The sequence below is a fragment of the Ectobacillus sp. OTK genome (genome assembly GCF_059698935.1).
In genome coordinates this window covers 4,852,501-4,870,826 of the sequence record NZ_AP048547.1, presented here as the reverse complement: position 1 = coordinate 4,870,826, position 18,326 = coordinate 4,852,501, and the positions used below count along the sequence as shown (strand labels likewise).

The 18,326-nt window shown below is 42.8% G+C and carries 19 protein-coding genes and 1 rRNA gene (1 of these 20 running past the window's edge); 12 read left to right on the top strand and 8 right to left on the bottom strand.

Annotated features, from left to right (window positions below):
* Positions 1 to 173 precede the first annotated feature (173 nt).
* Positions 174 to 1,550 carry a glycine--tRNA ligase gene (locus AC6HZ4_RS24200; RefSeq protein ID WP_497492387.1) on the bottom strand — a complete coding sequence of 459 codons (1,377 nt, stop codon included), beginning with the start codon at positions 1,548 to 1,550 and terminating at the stop codon, positions 174 to 176.
* 310 nt (positions 1,551 to 1,860) lie between these two features.
* The gene (locus tag AC6HZ4_RS24195; RefSeq protein ID WP_497492386.1) at positions 1,861 to 2,550 is read right to left on the bottom strand and encodes a DNA alkylation repair protein; all 690 of its coding nucleotides are present in this window, start codon (positions 2,548 to 2,550) and stop codon (positions 1,861 to 1,863) included.
* A 126-nt stretch (positions 2,551 to 2,676) separates the two neighbouring features.
* Here AC6HZ4_RS24195 and AC6HZ4_RS24190 point away from each other — a divergent pair, with 126 nt between their 5' ends.
* Positions 2,677 to 3,138, top strand: a complete 462-nt coding sequence (locus AC6HZ4_RS24190; RefSeq protein WP_497492385.1) for a hypothetical protein — start codon at positions 2,677 to 2,679, stop codon at positions 3,136 to 3,138.
* Between the two features lie 589 nt (positions 3,139 to 3,727).
* Positions 3,728 to 4,351 (top strand): 3'-5' exonuclease KapD, encoded by a 624-nt coding sequence (gene kapD / locus AC6HZ4_RS24185; RefSeq protein WP_497492384.1) that lies wholly within the window; start codon positions 3,728 to 3,730, stop codon positions 4,349 to 4,351.
* 88 nt (positions 4,352 to 4,439) lie between these two features.
* Here kapD and kapB read toward each other — a convergent pair whose 3' ends face one another.
* A complete protein-coding gene (gene kapB, locus AC6HZ4_RS24180; protein ID WP_497492383.1) occupies positions 4,440 to 4,823 on the bottom strand; it encodes a kinase-associated lipoprotein KapB in 384 nt (127 codons plus the stop codon).
* A gap of 133 nt (positions 4,824 to 4,956) precedes the next feature.
* On the opposite strand from kapB, the gene AC6HZ4_RS24175 reads away from it, so the two are divergent.
* Positions 4,957 to 5,157: a hypothetical protein gene (locus AC6HZ4_RS24175; RefSeq protein ID WP_497492382.1), complete on the top strand. Its 201-nt coding sequence runs from the start codon at positions 4,957 to 4,959 to the stop codon at positions 5,155 to 5,157.
* Between the two features lie 141 nt (positions 5,158 to 5,298).
* Positions 5,299 to 5,826, top strand: a complete 528-nt coding sequence (locus AC6HZ4_RS24170; protein WP_497492381.1) for a superoxide dismutase family protein — start codon at positions 5,299 to 5,301, stop codon at positions 5,824 to 5,826.
* Between the two features lie 236 nt (positions 5,827 to 6,062).
* Here AC6HZ4_RS24170 and AC6HZ4_RS24165 read toward each other — a convergent pair whose 3' ends face one another.
* Positions 6,063 to 7,232, bottom strand: a complete 1,170-nt coding sequence (locus AC6HZ4_RS24165) for a MalY/PatB family protein (protein ID WP_497492380.1) — start codon at positions 7,230 to 7,232, stop codon at positions 6,063 to 6,065.
* Positions 7,233 to 7,328: 96 nt separating this feature from the next.
* On the opposite strand from AC6HZ4_RS24165, the gene AC6HZ4_RS24160 reads away from it, so the two are divergent.
* Entirely contained in the window at positions 7,329 to 7,580 is a 252-nt protein-coding gene (locus AC6HZ4_RS24160; protein ID WP_497492379.1) for a DUF1871 family protein, read from the top strand.
* Between the two features lie 201 nt (positions 7,581 to 7,781).
* Here the strand turns inward: AC6HZ4_RS24160 and AC6HZ4_RS24155 are convergent, their stop codons facing one another.
* The gene (locus AC6HZ4_RS24155; RefSeq protein WP_497492378.1) at positions 7,782 to 8,624 is read right to left on the bottom strand and encodes an alpha/beta fold hydrolase; all 843 of its coding nucleotides are present in this window, start codon (positions 8,622 to 8,624) and stop codon (positions 7,782 to 7,784) included.
* A gap of 260 nt (positions 8,625 to 8,884) precedes the next feature.
* On the opposite strand from AC6HZ4_RS24155, the gene AC6HZ4_RS24150 reads away from it, so the two are divergent.
* The 3 genes from AC6HZ4_RS24150 (at position 8,885) to yugI (ending at position 11,092) form a co-directional block, all read left to right on the top strand.
* Entirely contained in the window at positions 8,885 to 9,382 is a 498-nt protein-coding gene (locus AC6HZ4_RS24150; RefSeq protein WP_497492376.1) for an Lrp/AsnC family transcriptional regulator, read from the top strand.
* A complete protein-coding gene (locus AC6HZ4_RS24145) occupies positions 9,379 to 10,581 on the top strand; it encodes an aminotransferase (protein WP_497492374.1) in 1,203 nt (400 codons plus the stop codon). The genes AC6HZ4_RS24150 and AC6HZ4_RS24145 overlap by 4 nt, the downstream gene beginning before the upstream one ends.
* 142 nt (positions 10,582 to 10,723) lie before the next feature.
* A complete protein-coding gene (yugI, locus tag AC6HZ4_RS24140) occupies positions 10,724 to 11,092 on the top strand; it encodes a S1 domain-containing post-transcriptional regulator GSP13 (protein WP_497492373.1) in 369 nt (122 codons plus the stop codon).
* Between the two features lie 125 nt (positions 11,093 to 11,217).
* On the opposite strand, the gene AC6HZ4_RS24135 is transcribed toward yugI, so the two are convergent.
* Positions 11,218 to 11,451 (bottom strand): DUF378 domain-containing protein, encoded by a 234-nt coding sequence (locus AC6HZ4_RS24135; protein ID WP_497492372.1) that lies wholly within the window; start codon positions 11,449 to 11,451, stop codon positions 11,218 to 11,220.
* Between the two features lie 272 nt (positions 11,452 to 11,723).
* On the opposite strand from AC6HZ4_RS24135, the gene AC6HZ4_RS24130 reads away from it, so the two are divergent.
* From AC6HZ4_RS24130 to AC6HZ4_RS24120, 3 genes are all read left to right on the top strand, one after another.
* Entirely contained in the window at positions 11,724 to 12,887 is a 1,164-nt protein-coding gene (locus tag AC6HZ4_RS24130) for an iron-containing alcohol dehydrogenase (RefSeq protein WP_497492370.1), read from the top strand.
* Positions 12,888 to 13,026: 139 nt separating this feature from the next.
* A complete protein-coding gene (locus AC6HZ4_RS24125) occupies positions 13,027 to 14,376 on the top strand; it encodes a glucose-6-phosphate isomerase (RefSeq protein WP_497492369.1) in 1,350 nt (449 codons plus the stop codon).
* Between the two features lie 294 nt (positions 14,377 to 14,670).
* A complete protein-coding gene (locus tag AC6HZ4_RS24120; RefSeq protein WP_497492368.1) occupies positions 14,671 to 15,081 on the top strand; it encodes a YugN-like family protein in 411 nt (136 codons plus the stop codon).
* Here the strand turns inward: AC6HZ4_RS24120 and AC6HZ4_RS24115 are convergent.
* On the bottom strand, positions 15,071 to 16,063 hold the full coding sequence (locus tag AC6HZ4_RS24115) for a potassium channel family protein (protein ID WP_497492367.1): 993 nt from the start codon (positions 16,061 to 16,063) through the stop codon (positions 15,071 to 15,073). The genes AC6HZ4_RS24120 and AC6HZ4_RS24115 overlap by 11 nt on opposite strands.
* Positions 16,064 to 16,133: 70 nt before the next feature.
* Positions 16,134 to 16,814, bottom strand: coding sequence for an MgtC/SapB family protein (locus AC6HZ4_RS24110; RefSeq protein WP_497492366.1), 681 nt, complete (start codon positions 16,812 to 16,814; stop codon positions 16,134 to 16,136).
* A gap of 307 nt (positions 16,815 to 17,121) precedes the next feature.
* Here AC6HZ4_RS24110 and AC6HZ4_RS24105 point away from each other — a divergent pair.
* A 16S ribosomal RNA gene (locus AC6HZ4_RS24105) occupies positions 17,122 to 18,326 on the top strand (it continues 333 nt past the right edge of the window).

The window sequence follows — 18,326 nt, the reverse complement described above, 5'->3', positions numbered from 1 at the left end:
AAAAGGAAAAGAGCAGCTTTTCTAAGCAGCAAAGAGAAGAGCTGAAGGAACGGAAGAGGGAATGAACCGTCAAAAAGCGAAAGAAAGGTATTGCGGGAGATAGTGCCCTCGAATGAAAATAGAAGAAAAGCCGCATAAGATCGATTATGCGGCTTTTCTTTTTATAAATTAGTTTAAAACGCAATTTTCTGTTCTAAGAAGCTCTTCAATTCGCTAATTGGCATACGAAGCTGTTCCATTGTATCACGATCACGCACTGTTACTTGTTTGTCTTCCACAGAATCGAAGTCAAATGTAATACAGAACGGTGTACCGATTTCATCCTGACGGCGGTAGCGCTTGCCGATCGAGCCTGTTTCGTCAAAGTCCACCATAAAGTGCTTTGATAGCTCTGCATAGACTTCAGCTGCACCTTCGGAAAGCTTTTTAGATAACGGAAGAACCGCTGCTTTAAATGGCGCAAGAGCTGGGTGGAAGCGAAGCACAGTACGTGTTTCGTTTTCTAGCTGCTCCTCTTCGTAGGCATCACATAAAAATGCTAATGTAACGCGGTCCGCACCAAGGGATGGCTCGATGCAATATGGAACGTAGCGTTCATTCGTAACAGGATCAACATAGTTGAAATCTTCGCCAGAATGCTCCATATGACGCTTTAAATCGAAGTCTGTGCGGTCTGCAATCCCCCAAAGCTCGCCCCAGCCGAACGGGAACTTGAATTCGATGTCTGTTGTTGCGTTGGAGTAGTGGGACAGCTCATCTTCTCCGTGATCACGAAGGCGCATGCTGCTCTCCTTCATTCCAAGTGTTAACAGCCAGTTTTTGCAGTAATCGCGCCAGTATGTGAACCACTCTAGGTCCTCACCAGGCTTACAGAAGAACTCAAGCTCCATTTGCTCAAATTCGCGTGTACGGAATGTAAAATTGCCTGGCGTGATTTCATTACGGAAGCTTTTTCCGATTTGGCCGATACCGAATGGCAGTTTTTTACGCATTGAACGCTGTGCGTTTTTAAAGTTAACAAAAATACCTTGTGCTGTTTCAGGGCGCATATAAATTTCGTTAGCGCTTGACTGTGTTACACCCTGGTGAGTTTTAAACATTAGGTTGAATTGGCGGATTTCTGTAAAATCCTTGCTGCCGCAGTCTGGGCATGTGATGTCATGCTCCTGGATTAATGCTGCCATTTGATCAAAAGAAAGACCGTCGACAATCATTTCGATGCCTTTTGCCTCTAATGCATTCTCAATCAGCTTGTCAGCACGATGGCGCGCTTTACAATTTTTGCAGTCGATCATTGGGTCGTTGAAGTTGCCTACGTGACCGGATGCCACCCATGTTTGCGGGTTCATTAGGATTGCTGCATCAAGACCGACATTGTACGGGGATTCTTGAATGAATTTTTTCCACCATGCTTTTTTAACGTTGTTTTTTAGTTCAACACCAAGCGGACCGTAGTCCCAAGTGTTTGCTAAGCCGCCGTAAATTTCAGAGCCTGGAAATACAAAGCCGCGATGCTTCGCTAAGTTTACGATTTGCTCCATTGAAGCCATTGTTAACACCCTCCTTAAATTAAAAAACATAAAAAAGCTCGTCCGAAGGCCTAATGCCTAGGGACGAGCTTGTATGCACGCGGTTCCACCCTAGTTGACATGCAGATGCATGCCCACTTTATCAAGTATTGCTCGAGACTGCCGTTTCCTTGCGTTTTCAGGCTTTCACTATCCCTGAATCGCTGGGGTGCAAGTACTTATTTGTCTGTCATCGCTACAATATGAAAATGGCTGTCCATATTCTAACACGTTGCGAAAAAAATCACAATACAGGTTATCTGCAGCTTATGTAATTTTGTAAGATATGTACCTATTCAGTATGCCCAATTGTGTTCTGAATATGCTTAAGTGCCTCCCTTTTGCTCAAGGGAGCAAGTGTATGGGAGGAAACAAATTGTAAAACAGTGTGCGGGCTTGTTTTTGCGTACTCACGCAATACCCAGCCGATTGCTTTTTGGATAAAAAACTCTTTTGAACGGCTGAGCTCTTGAATTATAGAAAACAAGAGATCTGTGTCCGTTTTGTCCTTGTACTTAAGCTGAAATAAAATGCAGGTGCGCTGCAGCCAAATGTTGCCCGATGCCATCCATTTTGGAACATAATCTCTAATGAGCTGCGGCTTTTGTGCAAAGATCGGACCAACTAAGCGCGGGGCAATGTAATCGACTGTGTCCCACCAGGATTTTGTTGTAATGATGTGTTCTAGAAGAGGAAGAAAGGTTTCATCTATAAGCTTATGCTGTTTTTCCAGCAGGTTGAGGGCGATAATTTGGAACTCCCGCTCAGGCAATTTCCACAGATCTTGTACAATATGAGAGAGTTCATCCCTAGAGGATACACCATTTTCCTTCAAAAATTCGCGGAGAAGCTGCGTTCGCTCTGGTGCTTGAATGCCGAGGAACGGATATTGATTTCTCATATACTGTCTCATAGGTTCCGCTTTTTCTGGATTTCGATATGATTCGAAATATGCTTGTAGGGCTTGAGAGTATTGATGCACACAAACATCTCCTTTTTATCCTTGTTTTTATTATCATACAAGCTAGGCATGTTATAATCCAACCCTTATATGGCATATGAATAAAAAATGTATAGAGTAAAAATAACATCTTAGAGGAGGCTCTCCATGGACGATCAAGTGTTATTTGAGCAAATGCTGGCGTGGGGAATCGTTTTTGCATTCATTATGATTATCTGGTGCATTGCCGCATATTTGCTATCGGCATTTGCATTGCACACGATGGCGAAAAAGCAAGGCCTTGAGGATGCATATTTTGCGTTCATTCCTATCTTGAATTGTAAAACATGGGGAGATTTAGTAGAGTCAAAGCTGCCGGACTACTTGCGTCCACAGTCCGGATGGAAGGTGCTTGGGGTATTCGTTGCGTGCTTTATTTTAAACTTTATTCCAATTGTCAATTTTATTTCATCGATAGTTTCTCTTGTTCTCGCTATTTGGATTATGTATTTGCTATTAGAGCGATATACAACAAATTCGGTCTTATTTACGGTTATCCATCTTATAACAGGTTCTTTGTTCTTTCCGCTGCATCTTTTCCTTATTCGGAAAAACGAGCCAAGATTTTGAGAAGAAAAGGAGGGGGCGTTGCTCCTTCCTTTTTTACACTTTTAAGAAAGTATAAGTTTCCAGCTAGGAGTTAATTAGACATAGTAGGAAACTTTAGGAATAAAGTGTAAGTGCAACTACGTCTCTGTCTTCGCCAATCGGCGAGTTTTCTTTAAAAGATAAAAGTACAAGTTGTTTGTATGGACATGGTCTAACTCCCGCGGTTTGCACCCTTTTGTACAATAATCTTCACAACAAAAGATAAGGAGTGCCTTCTGTGGTGAAGAACAGACAGAATACTGCTGTAAATTGTCTCTGCTCGAGCTGTATGTTTTGTGAGCGGGTTGTTTTCCTGCGGGAGCAAAGGTGATGTTAAGACAAGCTGTTTTTAGGTGAATTCCATATTTTGTGCAAAAAATGGAACGAATTTTTCATTTTTCGCCTTGTCAGCGTTGTTTTATGAAAATATTTGTCTTGCTGTTACATATATATAAGATACATCATAATGAGAAATTATGGAGAAACAGAAGAGAGAAGCGCCGCGTTTTTAGTTGATACGTGCTATAATGAAGGTACGTAAGACGGAAAGAAAAGGTAAGGAAGGGATGTCATGAATGAACAGCAATTTTTATTTGTAGACTTTGAGTTTACGATGCCGGAAAACAAGAGACAGCCGGAAGGATTCGTTCCTGAAATTATTGAGGTTGGGATTGTAGCGGTTGTTCGTGATGAAGTGCTTGACACATTCTCCTCGTATGTGAAGCCGCAACAATTTCCGATTTTGACAGAACGGTGCAAAAGCTTTTTGAACATCGGGCAAGAAGCCATTGATAGCGGTATTTCCTTTTCTGGACTGATTGATCGGCTGGCGAACTATGAATCGGCATATCCGAGTACAGTTGTCACATGGGGCAATATGGACGTAAAGGTATTAAAGCAGAACTGCAGTCTGGCAAAGATCCCCTATCCTTTTAAAGGCAAGCATCGCGACTTGTCGCTTGAATACAAACGTTTTTTTGGGGATCGTAATCAAACGGGTCTTTGGAAGGCGATAGAATCCTATGGAAAAAAAGGGACGGGTAAGCATCATCGTGCGTTGGATGATGCCCTGACAACGTATAGCATTTTTAAGTTGGTAGAAAAGGATAAAGAATATTTACTTAAGCCCGCTCCAACGAAAATTGGAGACTTAGTTGATTTTGCGAAGCTAATGAAAAAGGTGAGTACGAACTAAAGGCCAAATTACTGTTAGTAGTAATTTGGCCTTTAGTTTTGCGAGATTCAAAGTATATGTATGACCGGCTGCCGCTTAGGCTTGTATGTTACAGCTTGTAGTCACGCTGCAAGCTTCTTAGACTTTCAAGAGAACGCTCTGCCCAAGGTGAACCATCCTCCTGCAGTTCGCTTATTTGCCGTTCCAAGGCTTGGCGAAGGGACTCTTTGTAATCTGGAACCTCCTCCTCATAGCGTTTTACCATTTGCTGCGGGATATTTGTTTGCTCTCGGAATGCCAAAGCGCGGCGTTCATGAAAAAACGGTACATCTGCCTGTTTGACGCTATGCAGATCCCCTTGTGTCGGATGCTTCAGAACAGCCAATACTTTGACGAGATAGTGCTGTGGTCTAATATCAGTAATTTCCCCGATATATTTCCCAGTTTTATATATACCTGTTACAATATCACCGATTTTCAGTGTATGTTCCATCTTCTGGCCTCCTTTTTCCCATCGTACCGAATTTGCAAGACTCCTGTCAAAGGTCCGCGCTATATTTTTGAAGCGGGATTTTATATAATGAAAGAATAACCATGCTCGTCAATAAAGGGGTGGAACGGTCACGATGCCATTATTGTATTTTCCAGAAAATAAGCTTGAATATATTCCAGCCGGTCTTACGTGTTTATTGTTTATTCTTGGTGCATTTTTAACATGGAGAATGTTCGTGAAGGCTTCCAAGCGGGAGCAGCAGCAATTTGAACAGATGGAAAAGAATTTGGAGGAAATGAATGATACAGTATCGGATACACCTGCACCGAAGTAAGCGAGCTTGCCTATGAGGCGGCTTTTTTTGTATGCGGGCTGTTTTACTACGGCAGCAAATCGGGATGTGTCCGCTTTTCTTAGTATGTTTTGTTTGGAGCGGGAGAAGATAAGGAGAGAATGACTGTTGGAGGGGGATTGTATGCAACGAAAACTGCTATGTTCGTGTTTTGTACTCGTTCTTCTTGCGGGCTGCGATCAAGGTGAGCCGAAGGAAGTAGAGGTGAAGCTGCAAAATGCAGCTGGAGATGAAGTAGGGAAGGCAACGCTTTCTGAACAGCCAGGCGGCTTACAAATTAAGATTGAGGCAAAAGGCTTTAAGCCTGGTCCGCACGGCTTTCATATCCATGAAGTAGGAGTATGCAAGGCCCCTGATTTTTCTTCCTCCGGTAATCATTTTAACCCAGAGGGAAAAGAGCATGGCCTGCTGAATCAGAACGGGGCAGAGAACGGCGATTTACCAAATTTGATTGCGGATGATAAGGGAGCAATTAAGGCGGAAATTATGGCGCCGAACGCATCATTGACAGAAGGGAAAAATACGTTGCGCCGTAAAAATGGAGCCTCTCTCATTATTACGGAAAATGCGGATGACGGCATGACGCAGCCAACAGGTAAGTCCGGTAAGCGTTTAGCCTGCGGGGTAATTGTAAAAAAATCTGCGGGGTAATTGTAAAAAAAAAAAATCAATGGAAACAAAAAAATAAGGCGGCCCCGCCTCCTGGGCCGCTCTTTTACATTCAGCTGCCTAGGCGGCGGCAGATTATGCAATTCCGCTTTTCTTGATGTCTAGCTCCATCGGCCAGCTCACTGCGTGAGAAAGACCTTCCCTCATAAAGGAAAAAAGCGCTTTTTCGTGGGAAGAACTGTCTCATTCGCGAGCAAACAAGGCCGATGCCGCTTTTCTTATATGTTTTGCGTAGATTCTTTTACAGCATTTCGCAAACGAATTAATGCTTCTTTCAAAATAGCTCTTGGACAGCCAAGGTTGAGACGGATAAATCCTTCGCCGCCTGGACCGAACTTTTCTCCTGGTTCGACAACAATTCTTCCCTTCTTTTGAAGGAGATTAAGGCGCTCTTCCTTCGACAGCCCCAGCTTGGAACAATCTACCCAAAGCAGGTATGTTCCTTCAGATCGATATGGCGTTAGCTCTGGAATTTCATTTTGAATATATTCATATGCGAACCGAGCATTTTCTTCTAAATATAACAGGAGCTCATCCAGCCAATCGGCACAGCTTGTATAGGCTGTCTCCATTGCTGTTGAAGCGAACAGATTCAATGAATAGAAGCCTTGCTGCTGCAATACTTTTGTAAATTGCTTTCGAAGCGCCTCATTTGGAATAATGGAAGCTGAGGCCTGTAAGCCGGCAATATTGAATGTTTTACTTGGGGCGATGCATGTAACAGTACGTGAAGCAAGGTCGTCGGACAGTGAAGCAAGCGGTGTATGAACATGCCCGCTGAAAATAATATCGGCATGGATGTCATCTGATACGATGATTACATCATACTCTATACACAGCTGTCCTAACCGCTGCAGCTCCTCCTTTGTCCATACGCGTCCAACTGGATTATGGGGACTGCATAAAATCATAAGGCGGATTCCTTGCTTAAATTTCGCCTCTAGATCTTCCCAATCCATTTCATATCGACCATTTCGGACAACGAGAGGATTGATCACTACCTCTCGTCCGTTTTTCGCCACCATATCAAAAAATGGTGCGTATACAGGAGGTTGAACGAGCACCTTTTCACCCGGAGCCGTGAAGGCCTGAACGGCAACACCCAACGCTGGTACGACACCTGGCGTAAGCGCAATAGAGCTTTTCTCAATTGTCCATGCATAACGATCCTTTGTCCAATGTATAATGGCGCGGTATAAATCTTCACTGCCAAATGTATACCCGAAAACTCCATGCTCTACTCGCTGCCGCAGAGCATCCTGAATCGCTTTTGGTGCGGCGAAATCCATATCTGCCACCCATAAATGCAGTAGGTCCTCGTCCTTATGTAAATCCCATTTCACAGAATTGGTTCCACGCCGATGTATCTTTTTATCAAATTCTCCCATGAATGTTCTGCCTCCTTTGTTGATATCTTTTTTTTCAGCATAGCGTATGTGTTACAATAAAGAAAGAAATCAATCTTGTAAAAAAGGAGCTAATCTATGGACAACGTGTACGCACAGATGGTTGAAATAGTAAAGGAGTGGGATCCGTTTGGTTATGGTCCTGACTTTTACGAAACAGAAGCTATCGATGTCGTGCAAATTGCTGATGCATTCGATGATGCTGATTACATTTCCAGAAAAATTCAGCATGTTTATTTTATGTCCTTTGAAGAAGTCGTTGCGATAGAAAAATGCAAGCAGCTTGCAGAACGACTGTTGAGCATTAAAAATGCAGGAAGCTGCGGATAGAGCTCGGTTTAGTCATAGGAAATGTAAAAAGATGAGTCTTGTATAGGCTCATCTTTTTACTATGAACACATACATTTTTAGGTGCTATCTAGCGGGTGCTTCTAAACATTTCCGTGTGCGGAGGTTGTCCCCTTCGCGAGCAATTGGGTCGTGTTTACATTTTTTATGGATGAGCAAATAAACGGGAGATATTTATCAGGATTATGAACCGCCGGCAAATTCCATGATGTTTTCATACACATGCTGCGGCTTTTCTTCCGGAAGCAGATGACCTGCTTTTTCATAGGAAATAAATTGCGAGTTTTCTAAATCGCTATGCAGGCGTTTTCCGACAGAAATAGGAACGACTTTATCCTCCTCTCCCCAAATGAGAAGAGACGGTGTTTTAATTCGTTGCAGCTCACAGGATGGCAAGTCCCCTTCACGATCGCGAATCATGCGTGTTAAAGCATGGAAGATGCGTTCATCAAAAAACGGAGCAGCATAGCCTTGCATCATTTCATCATCAATCAACGAGCGATCATGAATGACATTGAGCAAATTTTTCAGCACGCCGCTGCGCACAAGCCAATTTTTGACATACAAATAAAAGAATGGCAGGTACGAGGAGTACACGAGAGAAAAATGAGACTTCGGTAAATATCCTGAGCTGCAAAGGAGTACTGTTTTATCCACAAGATCAGGACGCAGCCTGCTAATATATAATGCGATTTGCCCGCCCATAGAATGTCCAACGAGAATGATATTGGAAAGGTGTAAGTGCTCAATGAGCGAAATTACAATACTTGCCATGTTTTTATAAGAATACGTAAAATCTTTTGATTTGTCACTTTTTCCAAATGGCGGTAAATCGAGAGCAATAACGGTTCCATGCTGGGCAAGCAGTGGAATCATGCGACGATAGCTGAAGGTAGAGGATAAAAAACCATGAATTAAAACAAAGGTTGGTTTTTTTGAATTGGGTTCATAATTATATAGCTCATAATGAACCGTAATACCATATATGGAGAATGGAGGGAGAGGGAACTGCCCGTGTTGTTTCATCTTTTATCACCCCATCATTTTTTTTTCTATCATCTCCATTTTGTTATGTTCTATGCTCAGGAAAAGACAGAAGTGTTAGGAGGATATATGCGGTCTTTCATTTTTTCGTCTCCTTCTGTCTCATAATTGTGGCATAATATAGAGAGATGCTTGCGTTTGCAAACATATTTCTTCTCTGGCTAGTTGAAAAGAGAAATTCTCAAAAGTTCAGATAATCTGTATACTTTTAGTGAAAGTACATGAATAAGGAGTTTAGAAAGATGACTGAAAAAGAATTGGAATTGTTGGAATGTCTCGAAAAGAATAGCCGTCTGCCGGTTGATACATTGGCAAAAATGCTGGATGTTGATGTTGAAGAAGTGCAGATGATGATGAAAAAGTTTGAAGAAAATAAAGTAATCGTTAATTATGTGACACTTGTTGACTGGACGAAGGTAGCAGAGCAGGAAGGCTTAACGGCGATGATCGATGTGAAGGTCACACCAAAGCGCGATGTTGGCTTTGATGAAATCGCAGAGAAAATTTACCGGTATCCAGAAGTGAAATCTGTTTATTTAATGTCCGGCGCATATGATTTATCTATTGTTTTAGAAGGGAAAACCATGTCAGAGGTAGCTAGCTTTGTGGCGCAAAAGCTTTCTACACTTGATTCCGTTTTATCTACAACGACGCACTTTATTTTAAAGAAGTATAAGCATGACGGTATTGTGTATGATCAAGGTGATAATAATGATAAGCGGATGATGGTGACGCCATGAAGACGTTCACTTTGTCTGAAACTGCAACATCGCTGAAGCCGTCTGGCATCCGCAAATTTTTTGATCTTGCGTCAGGTATGGAGGGTGTTATTTCGCTTGGTGTTGGTGAACCGGATTTTGTAACTCCTTGGAATGTGCGCGAAGCATGCATTCGTTCGCTGGAGGAGGGCTATACCGCTTATACGGCAAATGCCGGACTGCTGGAACTGCGTCAGGAGGCATCTAGTTATTTCAAACGAAAATTTGATGTTTCTTACGATGCGTCAGAAATTCTGATTACAGTAGGAGCAAGTGAAGCAATTGATATTGCGTTACGAACAATTATTAATCCAGGCGATGAGGTGCTTATCATTGAGCCGTGCTTCGTTGCATACGCACCGCTTGTTACGCTTGCGGGTGGAATTCCAATCCCTGTTTCCACACGTCCTGAAAACGGATTTAAGCTGCAGCCAGAGGAATTAGAGACAGCTATTACAGAGCATACGAAAGCAATGCTTCTCTGTTCGCCAAGCAATCCGACCGGCACTTCATTAAACAAGGCAGAGCTGGAGGCGATTGCTGATGTTGTGAAGCGGCATAATCTGATTGTGCTGTCTGATGAAATTTACGCAGAATTAATGTATGACGAGCCGTATACAAGCTTTGCAAGCATTGAGGGTATGCGCGATCATACTATTTTAATTTCCGGCTTTTCTAAAGGTTTTGCAATGACAGGCTGGCGCCTTGGGATGGTGGCGGCTCCAGTCTTTTTTCTTGAGCATATGTTAAAAATTCATCAATACACGCTCATGTGTGCACCGACGATGGCACAGTTTGCGGCGATTGAGGCACTGCGGTCAGGGGAGCGTGATGTGATTGCAATGCGGAAAAGCTACAAGCAGCGAAGAAATTTTATCGTAAAATCATTTAATGAAATGGGTTTAACGTGCCATATGCCAGGAGGTGCATTTTATGCGTTTCCGTCCATTCGCTCCACAGGCATGACATCGGAACAATTTGCCGAAGAATTACTGCTTGAGGAAAAGGTTGCGGTTGTGCCCGGCTCTGTATTTGGAGAAAGCGGCAGCGGGTATATTCGCTGCTCATATGCAACCTCCATGGAGCAATTAATGGAAGCCGTTAAGCGCATCAAACGTTTTGTAGACAAAAAAAGAGACAAAACGATGAACGTTTTGTCCCAAAAAGGGGGGGAATACTAGAAAGCCATGTGTTAGTATTGTATCCGCATTTTTACAATTTATACGTGATGACAGAAAAAATTTTTCGTAATTTTGAATGAAATAGGAGCGCGTGGTATAATTTACTAATATGAAGAAAAGGTAAATTTATAGGAGTGTTTCTATGCCGGACAAATATCATCGCGGGACAGTTGTGAAAGGAAAGGTTACAGGCATTCAAGGATACGGGGCGTTTGTTGCTTTGGATGAATCAACGCAAGGCTTGGTCCACATCTCGGAAATTACAAACGGATACGTGAAAGACATTCGGGATTTTTTAAAAGTGGGAGATGAGGTACAAGTTAAGGTGCTGTCTGTAGATGAAGAAAGCGGGAAAATTAGCTTATCACTCAAGGCGACCCAAGAGCCGTCTTTATCAAAGAGACAGACAGTACTGCATGTTCCAAAGCCGGATGCCGTAGGCTTTAATACGCTGCGTGACAAGCTGACAGAATGGATTGAGCAATCACAAGAACATAATGCAGTAAAATGAGGACATCTCCCTTAGTCTGTTTTGTGACCATGGGATAATGCTTCTCGGTATGGAAGGAAGCAGGATAAGGGAACGAACAAATAAAAAAGAAGGCGAATAGCCTTCTTTTTTATTTGTTCGTTATACTAACGTACTTCCCTAGCTTCTGGACGTGTTCCGAGTTCTTCGGAAGGCTTAAATAGCAAGCCGAGATTGATGAGACCAGAAAGTCCTACAAGGCCGTATACGATACGTGCTAATGCTGCATCTTGTCCGCCAAAAATGGCGGCTACTAAATCAAATTGGAAAAAACCGATGAGTCCCCAGTTTAATGCACCAATTATCGTTAATACTAAAGCAATACGTTGTAAAGTGCTCATATAAGAGTCCCTCCTTGTTTTCTTGCTTCTTTTATAGAATGTATTTCACATAATCTCCTTATGCATATTTTTTTGGAAAACGGATATTTTTTGTTATGTTAGTATTTAAGGGTGTTGTATTATACGTAAACGGTGAATCTATTTTATGAACCGATAAACAGGAGTATTTCAGTTAGCATTTGTGTTGATAGGTATTAACTCTTAGTTCTTGAGCAAGAGATTGGACCTCGCCCTGTAGAGAAAGTTATATTTCTAAAAAAGGAGGAACATGCATGCAGAATTTTACATTTTATAACCCAACGAAGCTGATTTTCGGCAAGGGACAGCTGGAGCAATTAAAGGTAGAGGTGCCGAAATATGGTCAAAAGATACTTGTTGTATACGGCGGCGGCAGCATTAAGAGAAGCGGTTTGTATGACCAAGTGATGGATATGTTAAGCGGGCTCGGGGCAGAGGTACATGAACTGAGCGGCGTGGAACCCAATCCCCGCTTAACGACTGTTCAAAAAGGCGTGGATATCTGTAAAAAGCATAATATTGATTTGCTCTTAGCTGTTGGGGGCGGAAGTGTGATTGACTGCACGAAGGCTATTGCAGCAGGAGCGAAGTATGACGGGAATGTATGGGATGTTATCACACGTAAGGCAGCAGCAACTGGAGCCCTCCCGTTTGGTACAGTGTTGACACTTGCGGCGACGGGATCTGAAATGAATTCTGGCTCCGTTATTACAAACTGGGAGACGAACGAAAAATATGGATGGAGCAGTCCATTTACATTTCCGCAGTTTTCTATTTTGGATCCTGTACATACATTTACTGTTCCGCGCGATCAAACGATTTATGGAATAGTTGACATTATGTCGCACGTTATCGAGCAATATTTCCATCAGGGAACAAATACGCCGCTGCAGGACCGTTACTGCGAGTCGTTGCTAAAAACGGTGATCGAAACAGCTCCGAAATTGGTAAATGACTTGGAAAATTACGAGCTTCGTGAAACAATTCTCTACTGTGGAACGATGGCATTAAACGGAATACTGCAAATGGGCGTACGCGGCGATTGGGCGACGCACAATATTGAGCATGCTGTTTCAGCGGTATACGATATTCCGCATGGCGGAGGCCTTGCGATTTTATTCCCAAACTGGATGAAGCATGTACTTGATGAAAATGTAACACGCTTTAAGCAATTTGCTGTGCGTGTATTTGATATACAAGCAGAAGGAAAATCTGATCGCGAAGTTGCGCTCGAAGGCATTGAGGCGCTGCGCAGCTTCTGGACATCAATTGGTGCTCCTGCTCGTCTTGCAGATTATAAAATTGGTGATGAGAATATTGAGCTTATGGCGGACAAAACAGTCGTATACGGACCGTTCGGCAACTTTAAGAAATTGACGAAGGAAGATGTTATAGAGATCTATCGTGCATCGTTATAATGTGTTATAAAGGCGGCTTTGGCCGCTTTTTTTATATCTTTCATTTGTATACGCTTACAATGATAGGACTGCTTGATTTACAAGCGCTGTTTCGTTAAAGTGAAAAGAGGTACTAATTTTTACAATTGGAGGGAGAATTATGACACACGTAACGTTTGATTATTCCAAAGCATTATCGTTCATCGGTGAGCACGAAATTACATACTTACGCGATGCAGTAAAAGTATCACATCATGCGCTTCATGAGAAAACAGGAACTGGAAATGATTTCTTGGGTTGGATTGAGCTTCCGGTTGCGTATGACAAAGAAGAATTTGCACGTATTCAAAAATCAGCTGAGAAAATCAAATCTGATTCTGATATTTTGCTTGTTATCGGTATCGGCGGTTCTTACCTAGGAGCACGTGCTGCGATTGAAGCATTGAATCATTCCTTCTACAGTACATTAACGAAAGAACAGCGTCGTACACCGCAAGTTATATTTGTTGGTCAGAATATCAGTTCCACATATATGAAAGACTTAATGGATGTACTAGAAGGAAAGGACTTCTCCATTAACGTGATTTCCAAATCTGGTACAACAACAGAGCCTGCTCTTGCTTTCCGTATCTTCCGTAAAGTGTTGGAAGAAAAATATGGAAAAGAAGAAGCTCGCACACGTATTTTTGCGACAACAGATAAAGCACGCGGTGCATTAAAAACTTTCGCAGACGAAGAGGGCTATGAAACATTTGTAATCCCAGATGACGTAGGCGGACGCTTCTCTGTATTAACAGCTGTTGGATTGCTTCCAATTGCCGTAAGCGGTTTAAATATTGAAGAGATGATGAAGGGTGCAGCACAAGGCTATGAAGATTTCGGAAAATCCGAATTAGAGGAAAATCCAGCTTATCAATATGCGGTTGTGCGCAATGCATTATATAACAAAGGAAAAACGATTGAAATGCTCATTAACTATGAGCCGGCATTGCAATACTTCGCAGAATGGTGGAAGCAGCTGTTCGGCGAGAGTGAAGGGAAAGACCAAAAAGGAATCTATCCGTCATCTGCAAACTTCTCAACAGATTTACACTCCTTAGGACAATATGTTCAAGAGGGACGCCGTGATCTATTTGAAACGGTACTGAATGTGGAGAAGCCTCGTTATGAGTTGGAAATCGAATTGGAAGAAAACGATTTAGACGGTCTGAACTATTTGGCAGGAAGAACAGTAGACTTTGTCAATAAGAAGGCGTTTGAAGGTACTTTGCTTGCTCATACAGATGGCGGCGTGCCAAACTTAATTGTAAACATTCCTACATTGGACGAGTATACGTTCGGCTACCTTGTTTACTTCTTTGAAAAAGCTTGTGCGATGAGCGGTTACCTTCTTGGGGTGAATCCGTTTGATCAACCAGGAGTAGAAGCATACAAGAAGAATATGTTTGCGCTTCTTGGTAAGCCTGGATTCGAAGAATTGAAGGCGCAATTGGAAGAACGTTTAAAATAAGAAAATAAGAAAAAAAGAAAAGGGCTTTGGCTTTAGCTAAAGTCTTTTTCTTTTTAAAAGGGCGGCAAAGTATAACTGTTTGGGCATTGTCTAGCTCCAACGAACATATTTCCGCCTCCATAATAACCCGTGTATGCCAAAGCGAATTTTTCTGCTTTTCTCGTCAAAAAGTCTATTCTTTTCAGTAGTAAAAACGTACCATGCTTGCTAGGTTTATTATTTATTGGATGCAAATGGAAGAGAGCTGCTTTGGGTAAGCTATATGCAAAACATACTATGGAAAGGAAGAAGAATATGATCCCTATTTCATCTAAACTAGAAGGGCAGGTATTTCAGTTATATAAGCTGGAGCGGCTTTTAAAACCGCTCGGCTATGTAATAGGCGGCGGCTGGGATTATGAAAGAGGCTCTTTTGACTATAAGCTTGCAGAGGAAAACGGTTATCAGTTTTTGCGTATTCCGTTTGAGGCTGTAAATGGTGAGCTTGACGCCAGAGGAGCGGTTGTAAGAATTGGTACCCCGTATTTGTTATCCCATGTGTATGAGGAGAAACTTGATGATCATGTCAATACATTTACCTCAGCGCTAACATCACTTGATCAGTTTTCTGAGCCGAAAAATCCGGACGGTCCAGTTGATCAAAAATACGTAGATGCTGGAGCCGCCCTTTTGAGAGAAGCAGAGGAAAGGATTCTTACCTCGTAATTACAATTAACATATCATCCTGGTAAAGAGGGAAGGGATGGGGAGGGTTGATATAATTCTCACCGTCCCGTTTTACCCCAAGCAGCAGAATATTTTTCTCTAGAAAACGTATGCTGCATGATCGGAATGTCTCTTCTGCTTCGCTGTCATGGGGGATGAGACGAATGCTTGTTTCCGATGAATGATTACAGAAAGAAATTAATGTTTGCGAGACGGTCGGGAATAAGAGCGAGGCAGTCAGAATGTGGCTTACTAGCTTATTTGTTTGCACGACTTCATTTGCTCCAGCGCGATTTGCGTTGTCTACTTGCTGCGATGTCAATATTTCGGCAATGCAATAGAGAGAAGGATTGATTCCTTTTGCTGCTAAAATCGTTAATACAGACAGAGTATCAGCACTACTCTCATCCTTTTCCTGATCCGCAGTAATTACAATTGTTTGGGCGCTTGTAATGTTAGCTCGTTTTAAGGTGTCATCGTGGTACGGGCATCCTTTAATGAAAAATAAATGGGCAAATTTTTTTGGTAATATTGGCAATGTTTCATCGATGAGTACAAGATTTGTTTTGGGATAAAGTGTCTCTAATTGCAGTAAAAGCTGCTTTACACGTTCATTCCAACCTACGATGATAATATGATTTTGAAATGAGACGATAGACTTCCCTTTTTGTCTCATATATTGCCTGCTCAGCATTTCTGTTGCGAATGATACCATATAGTAAGAACCGAATCCTGTTCCGAGTAAAATTAAAATAATAGCAGTTGTGCGACCTATATATGTTTGGGGAACAAAGTCTCCATAACCTACAGTAAAGGTTGTTACAATGGCCCACCAGATTCCATCAAAGAAGGTGGGGAATGTTTTGGGTTCCAGGAAATGAGCAATAATACCGAATAATAAAATAAGGCCGCCCATAATGGCGATTAAGCGCCAAAGAATGGATAATCGAAATGTTTGTACAATTGAATCGTTTGAATCCAAAAGCTGCTCCCTCCTAAAGATTGAAAAGTTGTATGTGTTATTTATTTTTGTATAAGAGGAGAGCTGGGATTTAGAAGCTCTCAACTTCCGTGCTGCGTACGTCCGCAATGTTTTGAATCGCGAAATAAATATCCGGTGTACGGAGTTTTTGATCAACTGACAGTTTTACTTGTATAAAATGCTCTCCTGTATCCAATGCTTTGAGTCTTATATTGTTTACTTTAATACCCATACTTTGAATTTCTTTCATAACCTTTGGGATGTTTTGTAAATCGTTTACTATTACCTTTAGTCCGAGTTCGCGTTGGCGAAGCGGTCGAGGTCCGAATACATTCATAATCAAAGGAATGAATTCTACACTTATAATGAGAAATATCATTCCGGCAATAGATTCGATATAAAAACCTGCACCAACTGTAATCCCGATACCGGCCGCCCCCCAAATCATTGCTGCTGTTGTAAGACCAGCAATGCTGTCGTTTTCTCTTCGTAGAATCACGCCTCCCCCTAAAAAGCCGATACCGGAAATAATCTGTGCTGCGAGACGCAATGGATCCATTCGAATATGGTCAGGGCTAGGGAGTCGATATGATGCTTGAATAGAAACAATTGTAAGGAGGCAACTGATAATTGAAATTACAAGACACGTTTTTAAACCGAGCGGCTTTCTTCTCAACTCCCGTTCCAATCCGATAATAAAGCCGAGAAAAGCCGAAAGCCCGAGTTTTAAAAGAGCATCAGCATAGTCCATTCTTTTTCCTCCTTTAACCTAATAGATAGTATGCCAAAAGTGTTGGTATTTTAATTTATATGGGAGAAGGAAGGGAAGTTCACCTTATGATATAAAAAAAATAAAAAAGATGTTGCATTTCATTTTAGGCGATGATATATTAATAAACGTCGCTGATGCGAAACGGTTGAAGCGAATGTTTTAAAAAGTTGACATCGAAATGAAGAGATGATAATATGAGGAAGTCGCTTTGAACGATAAATAGTTCTTTGAAAACTGAACAAAACACAAAACGTCAATGTTTTATTTAAGAAGCTAGACAAACACTTTTATGGAGAGTTTGATCCTGGCTCAGGATGAACGCTGGCGGCGTGCCTAATACATGCAAGTCGAGCGAGGTTCTTCGGAACCTAGCGGCGGACGGGTGAGTAACACGTGGGTAACCTGCCTGTAAGACTGGGATAACTTCGGGAAACCGAAGCTAATACCGGATACTTTTTCGCATCGCATGATGTGAAATGGAAAGGCGGCTTTGGCTGTCGCTTACAGATGGACCCGCGGCGCATTAGCTAGTTGGTGAGGTAACGGCTCACCAAGGCGACGATGCGTAGCCGACCTGAGAGGGTGATCGGCCACACTGGGACTGAGACACGGCCCAGACTCCTACGGGAGGCAGCAGTAGGGAATCTTCGGCAATGGGCGAAAGCCTGACCGAGCAACGCCGCGTGAGCGATGAAGGCCTTCGGGTCGTAAAGCTCTGTTGTTAAGGAAGAACAAGTGCGAGAGTAACTGCTCGTACCTTGACGGTACTTAACGAGAAAGCCACGGCTAACTACGTGCCAGCAGCCGCGGTAATACGTAGGTGGCGAGCGTTATCCGGAATTATTGGGCGTAAAGCGCGCGCAGGCGGTTTCTTAAGTCTGATGTGAAAGCCCACGGCTCAACCGTGGAGGGTCATTGGAAACTGGGAAACTTGAGTGCAGAAGAGGAAAGCGGAATTCCACGTGTAGCGGTGAAATGCGTAGAGATGTGGAGGAACACCAGTGGCGAAGGCGGCTTTCTGGTCTGTAACTGACGCTGAGGCGCGAAAGCGTGGGGAGCAAACAGGATTAGATACCCTGGTAGTCCACGCCGTAAACGATGAGTGCTAAGTGTTAGAGGGTTTCCGCCCTTTAGTGCTGAAGTTAACGCATTAAGCACTCCGCCTGGGGAGTACGGTCGCAAGACTGAAACTCAAAGGAATTGACGGGGGCCCGCACAAGCGGTGGAGCATGTGGTTTAATTCGAAGCAACGCGAAGAACCTTACCAGGTCTTGACATCCTCTGACAACCCTAGAGATAGGGCTTCCCCTTCGGGGGCAGAGTGACAGGTGGTGCATGGTTGTCGTCAGCTCGTGTCGTGAGATGTTGGGTTAAGTCCCGCAACGAGCGCAACCCTTGATCTTAGTTGCCAGCATTTAGTTGGGCACTCTAAGGTGACTGCCGGTGACAAACCGGAGGAAGGTGGGGATGACGTCAAATCATCATGCCCCT